General features: G+C 65.6%; 12 protein-coding genes. 3 read left to right on the top strand and 9 right to left on the bottom strand.

Going from position 1 to position 13,978, the window contains the following annotated elements; all coding sequences use genetic code 11:
• Window positions 1-107: 107 nt before the first annotated feature.
• Complete coding sequence (locus ACMGF8_RS18435) at window positions 108-2,048, bottom strand: bifunctional 5-dehydro-2-deoxygluconokinase/5-dehydro-2-deoxyphosphogluconate aldolase (RefSeq protein WP_416756933.1); 1,941 nt, start codon at window positions 2,046-2,048, stop codon at window positions 108-110.
• Window positions 2,049-2,360: 312 nt separating this feature from the next.
• On the opposite strand from ACMGF8_RS18435, the gene ACMGF8_RS18430 reads away from it, so the two are divergent.
• Window positions 2,361-3,281 carry a MurR/RpiR family transcriptional regulator gene (locus ACMGF8_RS18430; RefSeq protein ID WP_207167655.1) on the top strand — a complete coding sequence of 307 codons (921 nt, stop codon included), beginning with the start codon at window positions 2,361-2,363 and terminating at the stop codon, window positions 3,279-3,281.
• Here ACMGF8_RS18430 and ACMGF8_RS18425 read toward each other — a convergent pair.
• Complete coding sequence (locus ACMGF8_RS18425) at window positions 3,278-4,210, bottom strand: DHH family protein (RefSeq protein WP_416756932.1); 933 nt, start codon at window positions 4,208-4,210, stop codon at window positions 3,278-3,280. The genes ACMGF8_RS18430 and ACMGF8_RS18425 overlap by 4 nt on opposite strands.
• 82 nt (window positions 4,211-4,292) lie before the next feature.
• Window positions 4,293-5,774, bottom strand: coding sequence for a PLP-dependent aminotransferase family protein (locus ACMGF8_RS18420; RefSeq protein ID WP_416756931.1), 1,482 nt, complete (start codon window positions 5,772-5,774; stop codon window positions 4,293-4,295).
• Between the two features lie 92 nt (window positions 5,775-5,866).
• Here ACMGF8_RS18420 and ACMGF8_RS18415 point away from each other — a divergent pair, with 92 nt between their 5' ends.
• On the top strand, window positions 5,867-7,090 hold the full coding sequence (locus ACMGF8_RS18415; protein ID WP_416756930.1) for a multidrug effflux MFS transporter: 1,224 nt from the start codon (window positions 5,867-5,869) through the stop codon (window positions 7,088-7,090).
• A gap of 797 nt (window positions 7,091-7,887) precedes the next feature.
• Window positions 7,888-8,499, top strand: a complete 612-nt coding sequence (locus tag ACMGF8_RS18410) for a glutathione S-transferase (RefSeq protein ID WP_416756929.1) — start codon at window positions 7,888-7,890, stop codon at window positions 8,497-8,499.
• Between the two features lie 235 nt (window positions 8,500-8,734).
• On the opposite strand, the gene hcnC is transcribed toward ACMGF8_RS18410, so the two are convergent.
• The 6 genes from hcnC to ACMGF8_RS18380 form a co-directional block, all read right to left on the bottom strand.
• Complete coding sequence (gene hcnC / locus ACMGF8_RS18405) at window positions 8,735-9,988, bottom strand: cyanide-forming glycine dehydrogenase subunit HcnC (protein WP_102864439.1); 1,254 nt, start codon at window positions 9,986-9,988, stop codon at window positions 8,735-8,737.
• Complete coding sequence (hcnB, locus tag ACMGF8_RS18400) at window positions 9,981-11,390, bottom strand: cyanide-forming glycine dehydrogenase subunit HcnB (protein WP_102864438.1); 1,410 nt, start codon at window positions 11,388-11,390, stop codon at window positions 9,981-9,983. Before hcnB ends, hcnC begins: the two co-directional genes overlap by 8 nt.
• A complete protein-coding gene (gene hcnA, locus ACMGF8_RS18395) occupies window positions 11,387-11,704 on the bottom strand; it encodes a cyanide-forming glycine dehydrogenase subunit HcnA (protein ID WP_102864437.1) in 318 nt (105 codons plus the stop codon). Before hcnA ends, hcnB begins: the two co-directional genes overlap by 4 nt.
• Before the next feature lie 380 nt (window positions 11,705-12,084).
• Complete coding sequence (locus tag ACMGF8_RS18390) at window positions 12,085-13,026, bottom strand: hypothetical protein (RefSeq protein ID WP_250330745.1); 942 nt, start codon at window positions 13,024-13,026, stop codon at window positions 12,085-12,087.
• A 185-nt stretch (window positions 13,027-13,211) separates the two neighbouring features.
• The gene (locus ACMGF8_RS18385; protein ID WP_102864435.1) at window positions 13,212-13,598 is read right to left on the bottom strand and encodes a hypothetical protein; all 387 of its coding nucleotides are present in this window, start codon (window positions 13,596-13,598) and stop codon (window positions 13,212-13,214) included.
• Between the two features lie 38 nt (window positions 13,599-13,636).
• Window positions 13,637-13,978, bottom strand: coding sequence for a hypothetical protein (locus ACMGF8_RS18380; protein WP_115582261.1), 342 nt, complete (start codon window positions 13,976-13,978; stop codon window positions 13,637-13,639).

Raw genomic sequence — 13,978 nt, 5'->3', positions numbered from 1 at the left:
ATGAAAGCGTGGAGAACGGCCTCGCACTCGTAGGAGCTGGCGTGCCAGCGAAGGCTCCGGCGAGCCTGGCACCAGGCTCAAGACCCTCTTCGCCGGCAAGCCGGCTGCTAACGTGAGCGGGCGCTGCGCCAGGCGTTGATCAGTTGTTCGAAGGTGCCCTGCACTTGCCGGATCAGGGTTTCGTCGTCGATCTCCCCCGCCAGCCACCCACGGCTCGGCTCCTGGAAAATCGTCCGGCCCACGGCAAAACCACGGCAGGTCTGGCTGTTGGCGGCTTGCCGGAAGCCCTCGGCCAGGCACTCGGCCGAGGCATTCAGGCCCAGCAGCACCACGCCACGGCAGTACGGGTCACGCTCCTGGATCAGCTCGTCGAGCTTTTGCCACTCCTCGGCCGACTGCGCCTCGATCTTCCACCACGCCGGGTAGATACCCAGGTTGTACAGGCGCTTGAGGCTGCGGTAGAGCACTTCGGGATGGGCGCCGGGCAGGTCCTTGGGCGGGATGATTTCCAGCAGCAGCTCGTGGCCGCTGACCTGGGACGCCTGATACAGGCCGCGGATCTGTGCTTCCTGCTCCAGGCGCAGCAGGGGTTCATCGTCCGGGTGATATTGCACCAGGCACTTGATGATCTGCTCCTGGGGCCAGGCGATCAGGTTGCTGCCCACCGAGCGCCCATGCTCGAAGGCCAGCGGCCGCGAGCCCTGCACCTCCACCGGACGCGCCACCCACCAGCCGCGCCCGGTGGCGGCATTCAACGCATCCTGGCCGAAGCGCTGGTCGGCCAGCAGACCGACATCGGCCGCCACGCCCTGCTCGCGCAGCAGCTGCTCGACCCGCTCGACCGCCTGGATAAACAGCTGCTTGAGGACGCTGATGCGCGTCGGGTCCTGGCCGCCCTGTTGCGCCAGTTCCACCAGTTGCCCACGGTGATCGAAGGCAAAGACGAACAATTGCTTCCAGGCCTTGCGCGGCACGCTGACCTGATGCAGGCGCTGCAGGATTGGGTCCTGGTCGGGACGGGTAATGGGCACCGAGCTGCTGAACAGGTAGTCCAGTTCGGCGCGGGTCGGCATCGCCGGGGCACAGGCATGGCGCGACACCACCAGGCCGCCGCAGGCGTTGGCCAACTGGCAGCAGCGCTCATCGCTGGCGTCTTCCAGCCAGCCACTGAGGAAGCCGGACATGAAGGCATCGCCGGCGCCCAGCACGTTGAGCACCTCCACCCGCACACCGGGATAGATCGCCCCGTCCTCCAGGCGCGGCGGAATCTCGCCGTGGATCACCGAGCACCCTTGCGGGCCGAGCTTGACCACCAGGGTCGCGGCGCTCAAAGAGCGCACCGTGCGCAAGGCCGTCAGCAAGTCGTCGCTACCGCCGGCAATGAGGAATTCTTCTTCGGTGCCGACGATCAGGTCGAAGCGCCCCAGGATGCTCTGCACATGCTGGCTGACCTGGTGATCGGCGACAAACCGGGTCTCGCCGTCAGCCTTGCCCGCCAGGCCCCAGAGTACTGGCCGGTAGTCGATGTCCAAGACCCGCTTGACCCCGTGCTTTTGCGCGTAGTCCAGGGCCTGGAGGCTGGCCCGGTAGACGCCGTCGGTGGAGAAATGGGTGCCGGTGATCAGCAGGGCCTTGCTGGAGGCAATAAAGGCTTCGTCGATGTCTTCGGCGCGCAGCGCCATGTCCGCGCAGTTCTCGCGGTAGAACACCAGGGGGAAGGTTTCGCGGTCCTTGAGACCCAGCAGGACCATGGCGGTGAGGCGTTGCGGGTCGACCTGGATGGCACTGACGTCACAGCCTTCGCGTGCCAGGGACTCCACCAGGAAGCGCCCCATGTGATCGTCGCCGACCCGGCTCAACATCGCCGACTTGAGGCCCAGGCGCGCGGTGCCGAAGGCAATGTTCGCCGACGAGCCGCCGAGGTACTTGGCAAAACTGCTGACATCCTCCAGCCGCGCACCGACCTGCTGTGCATAGAGATCGACGCCCAGGCGTCCGAGGCAAATCAGATCCAATTGACGCCCACTGGCAAAACGAGTCTGGCCCATGCTGGCTCCTGTTATTTTTATCAGCCTGTGCTCGCCACCCTTGGCAGGCGCCGAACACTCTTGGTGGATGCAGACTAAAACGTCTCTCGGCGCCAATCAATATTTTTTCTATAAGTTTTTTACGTGGAATATTTTTTCCATTAAACTTGTTCTAGCCTGAGCCAGAGGTCATGCATCGTTTCAGCAAGGTGCCGGCCGGCATCAGCCCGAAGATTTTATGGGCCCCTACCCTGTAGACTGCCGGCTGCCCACCTATTGTCAGGGGACGGGGCCACAGGCCGTTCCCATAAGCACAAGCCAGAAGGATTTTCTATGTCCCGCACCGATCAGCCGGCCTTGTCCGAGAGCACGCCCGAGAGCGACCTCGTCAGCCCTCCGATCAATGCCGAACGCCTGCTGCAACTGATCACCGAGGAATACGAGAGCCTGCCGCGCCAGCTCAAGCGCATTGCCAGCTACATGAGCCAGCAGAGCGACCGGATCATGGTCGACCGCATCAGCGACATCGCGCGGGAATGCGAAGTGCATCCCTCGGCCATCGTGCGCTTCTCCCAGCGTTTCGGCTTCAGCGGCTTCAGTGAAATGCAGGCGCTGTTTCGCCAGGCCTACACCCACAAGGCCACGCCGGTACAGAACTACCAGCAGCGCATCCGCAGCATGATTGCCAACAAGTCGCAGAAGGCCAGCGGCGGTGACCTGGCTCGGGAATGCGTCAACGCCACCCTCTCGGGGATCGAGCGCCTGGGCCTGGAACTGGACGACACGGCCTTCGACAAGGCCGTGGACCTGGTGGTCAACGCCGACAACATCTACGTGGTCGGGGTGCGCCGCTCCTTCGCCGTGGCCGACTACCTGGTGTACAACCTGCAGCACACCAACAAGCGCATTCACCTGGTGTCGGGCCTGGGGGGCAGCTACCGCGAGCAGATGCGCAGCATCCGCCCCAACGACCTGGTGATCGCCATCAGCTTCACCCCCTATGGCAAAGAGACCCAGCACTGCCTGCGCATTGCCCAGCACAACCAGGCCCAGACCCTGATCATCACCGACAGCACCCTGTCGCCCCTGGCCAAGCGCGCCAACAGCGTGCTGCTGGTCAATGAAGGCAGCTCCTTCGCCTTCCGCTCACTGAGCGCCACCCTGTGCCTGTGCCAGGCACTGTTCATCGCCGTGGCCTACCGCCTGGAACTGAAGATGGACGAGATTCACGAACAGGGCGGCTTCGACGACTAGCCCGTCCGACAGGACGGGGCCTGCAGCGCCAGGCCCTTGCGCAGCAGTTCCTTGCGCAGGATCGGCCGGGCCAGGCAATGCACGCCGTCCTGGGCGCGGCACTCTAGCAGCCGCTCAAGCTTGCGGGCACTGCCCGGGCTGCCGGTCAGCAGGTAGCTTTTGCCTTCGCTGAGGCTGATCAGGTTCAGCAGCCAGTCATCGCCCCACTGCCCCAGCACCTGCTCGATCAGGCTGCGCTGGCGCGCCAGCAGGTCCTCGCCATTCCACAGGGTCAGCTGGGCAAAGCGCCGCGGCAGGTTGCTGGACGCTTCGAGGACTTTCAGGTCCTTGAGCAGGGCCTGCGCCAGTTGCGCTTCGATCTGCCGCTGGCATTGCTGGAAATACTCGTCGGGCCACTGCGGCCCCAGGCCGGCATGGGCGGCCAGGACAGCGTAGGCCTCGCGGTCCGCTGCGGTGCATCCCTGGTCGGTGAAGTTCAGGGTGTTGTCGAGGATTCCCGCCGCCAGCAGTTGCGCGCTGTCGCGGCTGATCCTGGGCAGCAGCCCGGAATCGCGCCAGCGCTCATAAACCTGGGTGCAGGCGGCGCCGATCGGGCGGATATCCGCGTATTTGCCCAGGCGCTCGTCCCAGAACGCCTCGAACCCGGGGTGATGGTCGATGACCTCGATCACCCGGGCGAGGTCCACCAACGGGTCCAGGTGCAGGTGGTTGGAAATGTCCACCAGCACGAACTGATCGGCGCCCTCGGGGACGTGGCGGTCCAGGCCCTTGAGTTGCTGGCGGAAATGGGCCGGGATGCTCTCATTCAGCGGCGCGCTGCTCAGGGCCCGGGCCGGGCGGCCGCTGAGGTTGAGCAATTCGGCGTAGGCGATGCAACCGGCGTAGGCGTCGATATCCAGATAGGCCGCGCCGGCGGTGACAATGATCATGACGTCCGTGTAATCCACAAAGGCCCGAGGCCGGGGCGCCGAGGGTGCCCGAGCCACATGACAGGCAGATGACAGCCCAGGCTCAGCGCGCTTGCACTTGTTCTTGCTCTTGCCGCGCCGCGGCCACCAGCAGCGCCGCCAGCCGCGATCCGCTGAAACGGATCTGCGCCAGGCTCAGGGCCGCATAGCCGATGATCACCGCCGGCGCCCGGCGCACCTGCTGGCAATGTTCAATCACCCCTTGCAGCAGCAGACCCTGCTCTGCCGCGCGCCGGCGAAAGCCCGCCTCGTCGCTACCCGGCGGCAACTCCAGGAGCAGATGCAGCCCGGCCTGCTGGCCACTGATGCGGTAACAGCCGGGCGCCTCCCGCGCGAGAATCGCCAGCAGAAGGTCGCGGCGCTCCTGATAAGCCTGACGCGCCGCCCGCAGGTTACGCAGAAAGGCGCCACTGGCGATGTAGTCGGCCAGGGCCAGCTGTTCGATCACCCCCACCGAGCGCCCGGTGTTCTGCAAGGTGGCCAGCAGCCTTGCACGCAGCGCCTCGGGCACCAGCATGAAGCCCACCCGCAAGCCGGCGAACAGGGTCTTGTTGAAGCTGCCGCAGTAGATCACCCGGTCGTCCGGGTCCAGAGACTTGAGAGCCGCCAGGGGCGCGCTCTGGTAGTTGAATTCGCTGTCGTAGTCGTCTTCCACCACCCAGGTGTCGCTGTGCCGGGCCCATTCCAGCAGCGCCAGACGCCGGGACACCGGCATGGTCATGCCCAGGGGCGCCTGATGGGCCGGGGTCACGTAGACCATGCGTGCATCGCGGTGGCCTTGCAGTTGCGCCACATCGATGCCCTCCTCCTGCACCGGAATCGGCACCAGCCGCGCACCGGCCAGGGCAAACAGGCCCTGGGCCGAAAGGTAGCCGGGGTCTTCGATACAAACCTTGTCCCCTGCATTGAGCAGGCTGCGGGCCAGCAGGTCGAGGCCATGGCGGATGCCGGTGGTGATCATCACTTGCCCGGCATGGCAGGCGATGCCCCGGTGCTGCCCCAGGTACTCGGCGATCTGCTGGCGCAGCGCCGGCAGGCCGGCGGGGTCGGCATCGCACAGCGATTGCGCCGTGGCACTGCCCAGGGCTCGGGTCAGGGAACGGGTCCAGCGCTGCAGGGGAAACAGCGCCGGGTCGGCGAGTCGTGCCACAAAGGGCTGGCCGGCACGTACGCTCAGCGGCGGACACGAGGTCTCGTTGTCACGGCTGGCGGACGGTGCAACGCGTGCCGGCGCGCTCAGATACAGGTCCGGTACCACCGCGCAGACCCGGCTCCCGGAACCGCTGGCGCGACTCACATAGCCTTCGCTGCGCAGGCGGTCGAAGACCACTTCCAGGGTGCCCCGGGACAGGCCCCAGCGCTGGGCCAGGGTGCGGGTCGAAGGCAAGCGGCAGCCGGCAGGCAGGCGTTTTTCCAGGATCGCCTGGCGCAAGGCAGCGTAGGCGCTGTCCTGCTTGCCCAGGGTTTCATCCATGCGCTCCGGCAGGGGCAGGTCGAGGGGCACGGGGTGTTTTCCACGGCTCATAGTGGTCCAGTCGAATGGGCTCTAAACGGTGCTCGGCATTAAACCATAAAGACCTTAATTTCAGCGCCGTACCCACTTGCCCCGAGCCCGCCATGCCCCCGCTTGCCGACGCCCCGCCCCGCTCCATTGCTGTTGCACGCCCCCTTGCTCCCTGGCTCTGGACCCTGTTGCTGCTGGTGGTGGTCTGCCTGCCACGGATCAGCATCGACCTGTACCTGCCGGCGCTGCCGGCCATGGCCGACGACCTGGTGGCCAGCGACGCCCAGCTGCAACTGACCCTGAGCCTGTACATGCTCGGCTACGCCCTGTCGATGCTGCTGGGCGGGCCGCTGTGCGACCGTTATGGCCGACGCCCGGTACTGCTGGCGGGCACCGCGCTGTTCCTACTGGCCAGCCTGGCCTGCATGCTCGCCGCCAGCGTCGAGGTGCTGATGGTCGCCCGCCTGCTGCAAGCGTTGGGCGGTTGCTGCGGCACCCTGATCGGCCGGGTCATGGTCCGCGACCGCTGCGCCCCCGAAGAGCAGCCGCGCCTGCTCGGGCTGCTGTCCATGGGCATTGCCCTGTCGCCGATGCTGGCGCCGCCGCTGGGCAGCCTGATCGACCGCCTGCTGGGCTGGCGCGGGCTGTTCCTGTGCCTGAGCCTGGTGGCCGCGGCGGCCTGGCTGTTGATGTACAAACGGCTTGCCGAAACCCGCCCGCCGCAGCTCTGCCCCGTGGCCGCCAGAAGCCTGCCTAGCCTGTACCTGCGCCTGCTGAGCGAGCGCTATTTCATGCGCTATTCCCTGGCCATCGGCTGCCTGTACTGCAGCTGTTTCCCTTTCATCCTGCAATCGTCGGCGCTGTTGCAGCGCCAGCTGGGGCTGTCACCCACGGCCTACGCTCTGGTATTCGCCGCCACCGTGGCCGGCTACCTGCTGGGTTCGCGGCTGTTCCAGCGCCTGGGCGCGCGCCACAGCGCCGACCGCCTGATAGCCCGGGCCTGCCTGTTGAACCTGGCGGGCGCCGGCCTGTTGCTGCTCGCTCGCAGCCTGTGGCCCGACAGCCTGTGGGCGATCGTCCTGCCGATGCTGCCGCTGATGTTCTCGGTGGGCCTGGCGATACCCGCCTGCCAGCTGGCGATCCTGCAACCCTATGCGGCGGTGGCGGGCACCGCTTCGGGGCTGTTCTTCTTTATCCAGATGGCCCTGACCGCCGGCTGCGGCTTGCTTGCCAGCCTGCTGGCGAACCACCCGGCCGGCTCGCTGCAGGCCCTGACCGGCCTGTCCAGCCTCGCCCTGGGCCTGGTCTGGTGGTGCCTGCGACCACGGCAGCCCTAGCACCTGTGGTAACGCGACGCGCAACCTACCGGTCGCCGATTACCTGCCTGGCTGTAGCCGCAGCTGAGCCCGCGAAGCTGCGCAAAGGTCCGCAGGACCTTGCCTGACGATCGCCCGCCAAACCCGTAGCGGCCTCAAGAGCGCCGCGGCCCTTCGTGCCGTTCGCAGCCTGCGGCAGCGGCTACACCAACCTCGGATCGACACCGGCCCTGTAGCCGCTGCTGAGCCACGGCGAAGCTGCGCAAAGGCCCGCAGGGCCTTGCTTGACGATCACCCGCCAAACCCGCAGCGGCCTAAAGCACGCTGCGGCCCTTCGTGCCGTTCGCAGCCTGCGGCAGCGGCTACACCAACCTAGGATCGGCACTGGCCCTGTAGCCGCTGCTGAGCCACGGCGAAGCTGCGCAAAGGTCCGCAGGACCTTGCTTGACGATCACCCGCCAAACCCGCAGCGGCCTCAAGAACGCTGCGGCCCTTCGTGCCGTTCGCAGCCTGCGGCAGCGGCTACACCAACCTCGGATCGGCACCGGCCCTGTAGCCGCTGCTGAGCCACGGCGAAGCTGCGCAAAGGCCCGCAGGGCCTTGCTTGACGATCACCCGCCAAACCCGCAGCGGCCTCAAGCACGCTGCGGCCCTTCGTGCCGTTCGCAGCCTGCGGCAGCGGCTACACAACCTCGGATCGGCATTGGCCTGTAGCCGCTGCTGAGCCATGACAAGGAGCTGTGCAAGGCCGATTCAATGCCGCTACATTAACCGCGCCTTCCCCATCCGTTGCGCCGTTCAAGACAAGGAAATACGCGATGAAACTCATTGGAATGCTCGATTCACCCTATGTGCGCCGCGTCGCCATCAGCCTCAAATGCATGGACCTGCCCTTCGAGCATCATTCGCTCTCGGTGTTCAGCACCTTCGAGCAGTTCAAGGCCATCAACCCGGTGGTCAAGGCACCAACCCTGGTCTGCGACGGGGGTGAGGTGCTGATGGATTCGAGCCTGATCCTCGATTACCTGGAAAGCCTGGCCGGCCCGCAAAGGAGCCTGATGCCCCTGGCCCTGCCAGCGCGTTTGCATGAGTTGCGGTTGATCGGCCTGGCCCTGGCGGCCTGTGAGAAGTCGGTGCAGATTGTCTACGAACGAAAGCTGCGTCCGGCGGAGAAACAGCACGGCCCCTGGCTGGAGCGGATCGGCGGCCAATTGCAGGCCGCCTATACCGAGTTGGAACAGGAACTGCAGAAACAGCCCTTGCCCCAGGACGGCGCCCTGAGCCAGGCCGGGATCAGCCTGGCGGTGGCCTGGAGTTTCAGCCAGATGATGCTGGCGGACCTGTTCGGTCCCGAGCAATTCCCGGCGGTGCACGGTTTTGCCGAATACGCCGAACAGCTGCCGGTGTTCCTCGACACCCCCGCTACCTGACCCACACAGCGCCATCACCGTAGCCGGCTTGCTGGCGAAGAGACCCCTGAGCCGCGCAGCGCTCTTGGAAACGCTTTCGCTGGCAAACCAGCTCCTACGACAGTCCAACAGACCCTGCCGACCGTAGGAGCCGGCTTGCCGGCGAAGAGGCCCGCGAGCCGTGCGGCGCTCTTGGAAACGCTTTCGCTGGCAAGCCAGCTCCTACGCAAGTCCAACAGATCCTCGTGGGGATCTGTCAGGCCGGTTCGGGCTGTTTCTTCACCGGGGCGGTGGCGAAACGCCGGGCCAGGAACGGGGTGATGTCCAGCGGCAGGGCTTCGTCGTTCACCAGTTTGTCCAGCAGTACGCCGGTGATGGCCGAGGTCAGGATGCCGGTGCGGAAGTGCCCGCAGGCATTGAGGTAACCCTCGACCCCATCCATCGGCCCAAGAATCGGCAACTCGTCCGGCGAGCCCGGACGCAGGCCCGCCCAGCAGCGCTTGAGGTTGACCTGGGCCAGCTCGGGAATGCAGCGCACTGCACCCTGCACCAGGCCGTTGATTTCCGGGTAGGTGGTGCTGACGTCGAAGCCCTTGTCCTCGGTGGTGCTGCCAATCAGGATCTCGCCGTTATCCTTCTGCGCCATGTAGCAGTCGCTGGTGGTCAGACAACCATTGAGCAGCTTGGGCATGCGCTCGGTGAGGAGGATCTGGCCCTTCACCGGCTTGACCGGAATCTCCACCCCAGTGGCCTGCAGGCTCAGCTCGGCGGCCCAGGCACCGGCGGCATTGATCAGGGTCGAGCAATGGAACAGCCCGGCCTCGGCGGTCTGTACTCCACTGACCCGGTTGCCCTGGTGCAGGACCCCGGTGACGTTGGTGTTGAAGTACACATCCACGCCGTTCTGCCGTGCGCCTTCGGTGTAGGCATCAGTCAGGCGGAAGGGGTTGACCTGGTGGTCGCAGAGGAACTCCAGGGCGCCCTGGGCTTCGTGGCTGACCTTCGGCTCGGCGGCGCGCAGGGCCGCCTGGTCGAGCCAGCGCACTTGATCGGACAGGTGCGGGATGCAACCGACAATGTGTTCGGCGTACAGGCGGTCCTCGTCGTCATAGATGACGAACTTGAGCCCGGTCTGTTCGAACTTGAAGTCCATGCCGTGCAGGCCGATCAGTTCGCGGTGCAGGCGCGGGTACAGCTCGTTGGACTGCAGGGCGAAGTCGAAGAACGACTGCGGCAGGATGTGCGGGGTGCTGGAGTCCACCACCACCGCCGAACCCTGGGCCTCGCGCTTGCGGTTGGCCGACATCATGCGAAAGAAGATCACTCCGCAGCCCAGGCCCACCGACTCACCGATGGCCCACAGGCCGCCGGCCGAAGCCCGGCTGGCGTTGCCCGGACGCTTGGCGTCGATCAGCGCCACTCTGAGGTCTTTGCGCTTGGACAACTGATAGGCGCAGGAAGCCCCGATCACACCGCCACCGGCAATCACCACGTCGTAATACTTACTCATGTCCGGGGACCTCCTGGTCTGGGGCTGCAAAGGCGGAAAACGGAATCGGGTCCAACGGGAAGCGCGGGCGAATCCAGCCCACATCCTTGCGTCCGGTGGCCTGGCGCAGGCGGTCGCTGCAATAGCCGACGCACATCCGCCCCTGGCAGTCGCCCATGCTCACGCGGGTGCGCATTTTCAGGCTGGCCATGTCCTGCACGCCCTGGCTCAGGGCGCGCTCGATATCGTTGCGGGTGGTGTGTTCACAACGGCAAATCACCGTGTCGCCCTTGGGCAGGTCTATCTGCCCGGTGCCACGTGCGGTATAGCGGTCCACCGCGCCGCGAAAGCGCAGGATCGAGGCCAGTTTGCGCTCGTAGCCCTGGCGCCGTTGCAAGGCCGCCTCGTTGCTCAGCACATCGCGCTGCATGAGGATCGACAGCGCCGCGATGCGGCCGGTGAGCATCGCCGCTTCACCACCGCGAATCCCCCCCATGTCGCCGGCCAGGTGGATGTGCGGCTCGCTGCTCTGCTGCCAGGCGTTGGCGTTGGCCCGCAGATAGCCGTCATCGCTGAAGCCGTGATCCAGGCCCATCTGCTGGCTCAGTTGGGTGCGGGGAATGAAGCCGTAACCTACCGCCAGGGTCTGGGCGGCGATGCGCTCGGCCTTGGCCATGTCCGGCTGCCAGTCGGCGGAATACGGGGCAACCGTGACCACGCTCAAGGCGTCCTGGCCCTGGGCCTCGACCACGCCCCAGCCATAGCGCAGGGGGATGCTGTGCAGCTTGAGGTAGGCCAGCATGCTCAGGCCGTCGAGAAACAGCTGGGGCTTGTTCAGCAGGGCCAGGCTCTGCTTGGCGATCTTGCTCAAGGCACTGGCCTCGTAGACCCCGGCCACCCGCACGCCCGAGGCGTGCAACTGGCACGCCACCAGTGGCAGCAAGGGCCCGGTGCCGGCGATCACCACAGGACCTTGCGGCTTGACCACGCCGCTCTTGATCTGCAGTTGCAGACCACCGAGCAACTTGACCCCCGGCAGCGTCCAGCCGGGAAACGGTACGCTGCGTTCATGGCAGCCGGCCGCCAGCAACAATTGCCCATAGGCCACCCGCTGCACCTGCTCGTCGGCATCCAGCAGCATCAGGCTGTCAAGGCCCTCGGCACCGATCACCCGGTGGTTGAGGCGCACCTCGATCATCTGCTCGTGATCGGAAAATTCGCCGTGCAGCTTGGCCAGCGTCTCGCAGTAGCGCGGCCCCAGGTAATCCAGTTGCACGCCATCGCGCAGCGGGCCGCGAAAGACCACGCCCCCCAGGCGCGAGGCTTCTTCGATCAGGGTGCTGCGCACGCCGTGCTTGGCCAGTTCGATAGCCGCCGCCATGCCCGCCGGCCCTCCGCCGACAATCACCGGGTTCAGGCTCATACCGTGGGCTCCGTCTCGCTGATGCGGTTGCTCAGGGTCTGCACCTGCATGCCCGGCTTGACCAGGGTCTGGCAGGCGCGGCGCTTGTGGCGGCCGTCGATCTGCACCAGGCAGCAATGGCACACACCCATGCCGCAGTAGGCACCGACCAACTGTCCGTGGTCATTGCGCGCCACCTGGCGCAGGCCGGTGGCCTGGATCACGCTGAGGACTGTTTCACCCAGGGCGGCAGTGACCGGCTGGCCGTTGAGACTGATGGTCATGTCCGCATGCTGCAGCGGCTGAATATCAAAATTGCGGTCTATCTGACGCATTGCGGTTCATCCGTGAGAAGTGAGTGGGGTTACCGGCGTCCTGCCACCCGCAGTCCTGGGGCAAGGACGTGGTAACACCGCGGTTCCGAAAACTCTGTCAGAACCGAGCGCGGGCCAATCTAGTGCTTTTGTCCGACAGAAATATTGATCTGGGCCAAGCAAAAGGCCGGAGTGCACCCAAGCAGTGCATCCCCCCTTCTCAAACTTGCGACACGGGCCACAAAAAAGCCGCTGCTGGCAGAAGCCGGCAGCGGCGCATGGACAACGGGTAACCCGTTTCGGGAGGGTGCTTAGTGCATGAAAATGGCGATCAGGATAATCACCGGGATCGGCACACCGAGGAACCACAACAGTAATGAGCGCATGGGAATTCTCTTGGGTCAGTGAACGGGAGTCGGGGCCACGGTGCGCGGCTGGACGTCGGTTTCAAACCAGACCACGGCATCCCGGCGACGGCCACCGAAGGTCGCCGCCAGGCTGGCGAAGAAAGCCCCGCACAGCAGCGCGATGAACATCCACAAAGACGACCAGGCGGCCACCTTGGCGGCGCTGTCGGCGGCTTCCCTGGCAGCTTGCCTGGCTTCATGCAGCGCTTGCTGGGTCTTGGCGAACACCTCGTCCACCCGGCGCTCGGCTTCGGCCTGGCTGAGGTTGGTGCGCTGGGCCACCAGTTGCGCCAGGTAGCGGCGATCCTCAGACGAGAGCTGACCGTCGTTGCTCAAGGTACGCACGAAGATCCGCGACACCGTGCCCCGCGCCGCGTCGTCGCTGACCGCTACCGGACGATCATCGCGGAACAGGCTGTCGACGAAATAGCCGTAATCGTCTTGGGAGCCCTGGGCCGCCGCATGACCGGCCACTTGGGTTGCGGCGCTGGCGGCACCGGAAACGACCTGGGCACCAGCCTGCACACCGCCGCTGATGACGCTCGTCACCGAGCCCACCACCAGGGTCGCGGTCACCAGGGTCGCCACGGCCCAGGCCAGGAAGCCGTGGGCCGTGTCCCGGAAGTACACTTCATCGCCGTGCAGATTGGCCCACTTCACCCGCAGGCGCCCGGCCAGGTAACCCCCCAGCCCGGCAGCGAGAATCTGTGTCAGGGCCAGCCAGACAATGCTGGAGATACCCAGGCCCTTGGCACTGATGCCGCTGCCGGCCCAGGGCGAAACCGCGGAAAAGCCCAGGCCGAAGCCCAGCAGTAAAAGGATCAGGGACAAGGCGGCGGCCGCCGCGGCGCCGGCGAAGATCGCCGCCCAGGACACCCCCGAGTAATGACTCGAGGCGTCCGCAGTGGCGAGCTGGTGTTCAGAGGGTCTGTTCATTGTTGTTCTGCTCCAGGCATGAAAAAGGCTGTTGCACGTCTCCAGGGGACAAGTGCAGTCAGCGTGCCAGTTGCACGAACTTTATAACTCAATGCATTTCAATGACTTGCGATCAGCTCCCGCGCCAGGGTCGTGCAATTTACCGGCCTGGGAGTTTTGTGGCGGGCGTTCTGCACGGCCCCCCCTCAGGCACGCCTGCTCAGGTAAAGCTCCCGGCCCCGGGTGTAGCACCAGTGCACCAGCAGCCCAAGGACCCACAGCGCCAGCAGCAGGTTGCCCACCAGGGTCAATTGCGCGATGCCCTGCCCCCACAGCATAAAGAGCGGCAATGCCAGCCAGGCTGAACGGCGAAAGTCCAGCAGGCGCATGATGCCCGGCACGATCACCGCCATCAGGGCAATGACCAGCACGTCCAGGCCGCGATACCCCAGCATCCAGCGCGCATAGTGGGGATCGGCGGCATAAGCCTCCAGGTAGCCTGGCAGGCGCAACGCCAGATCCACGGCCAGACTCAACAGCAGAGCAGCCACCACCAGCCACAGCAGCCCCTTGAAACGTGATGCGTATTTCATTGCATGACACCTTGATACAGAGAAGCTCAGTCGGGGCTTCAACGCCGCTTGTAGCTTTTATTGCCACTGGGGGTCAGGCAGTAGACCCCGCCCCGCGGGCCAGTGCAGAAACTGCCGCTGCCGCAGGTACAACCCTGAGCGTCGCGCAGCAGTGGCTCGGCACGAGAGGTGGAGGAACGCTGACCGAACATCAGCGCGCAGTTCTTCTTCGAGGCGCTGATGGAGCCGTCGTTGCACAGGAAGAGTTCGCCGTCACAACGGGCGATGCCGCCTTTCTTTCCAGAACAGGGCTGATTGGCCGCCTGGGCCGCCGCGCTGCACAGCAGCATCAGGCACACCGCGAAAAAGGGCTTCCAGCCGACCCGGGTCAGGGCACTCAT

Origin of the sequence: Pseudomonas sp. BNK-7 (genome assembly GCF_048072025.1) — a bacterium.
Classification (GTDB): Bacteria; Pseudomonadota; Gammaproteobacteria; order Pseudomonadales; family Pseudomonadaceae; genus Aquipseudomonas; species Aquipseudomonas danubii.
This window is presented reverse-complemented; position numbering and strand designations above follow the sequence as displayed.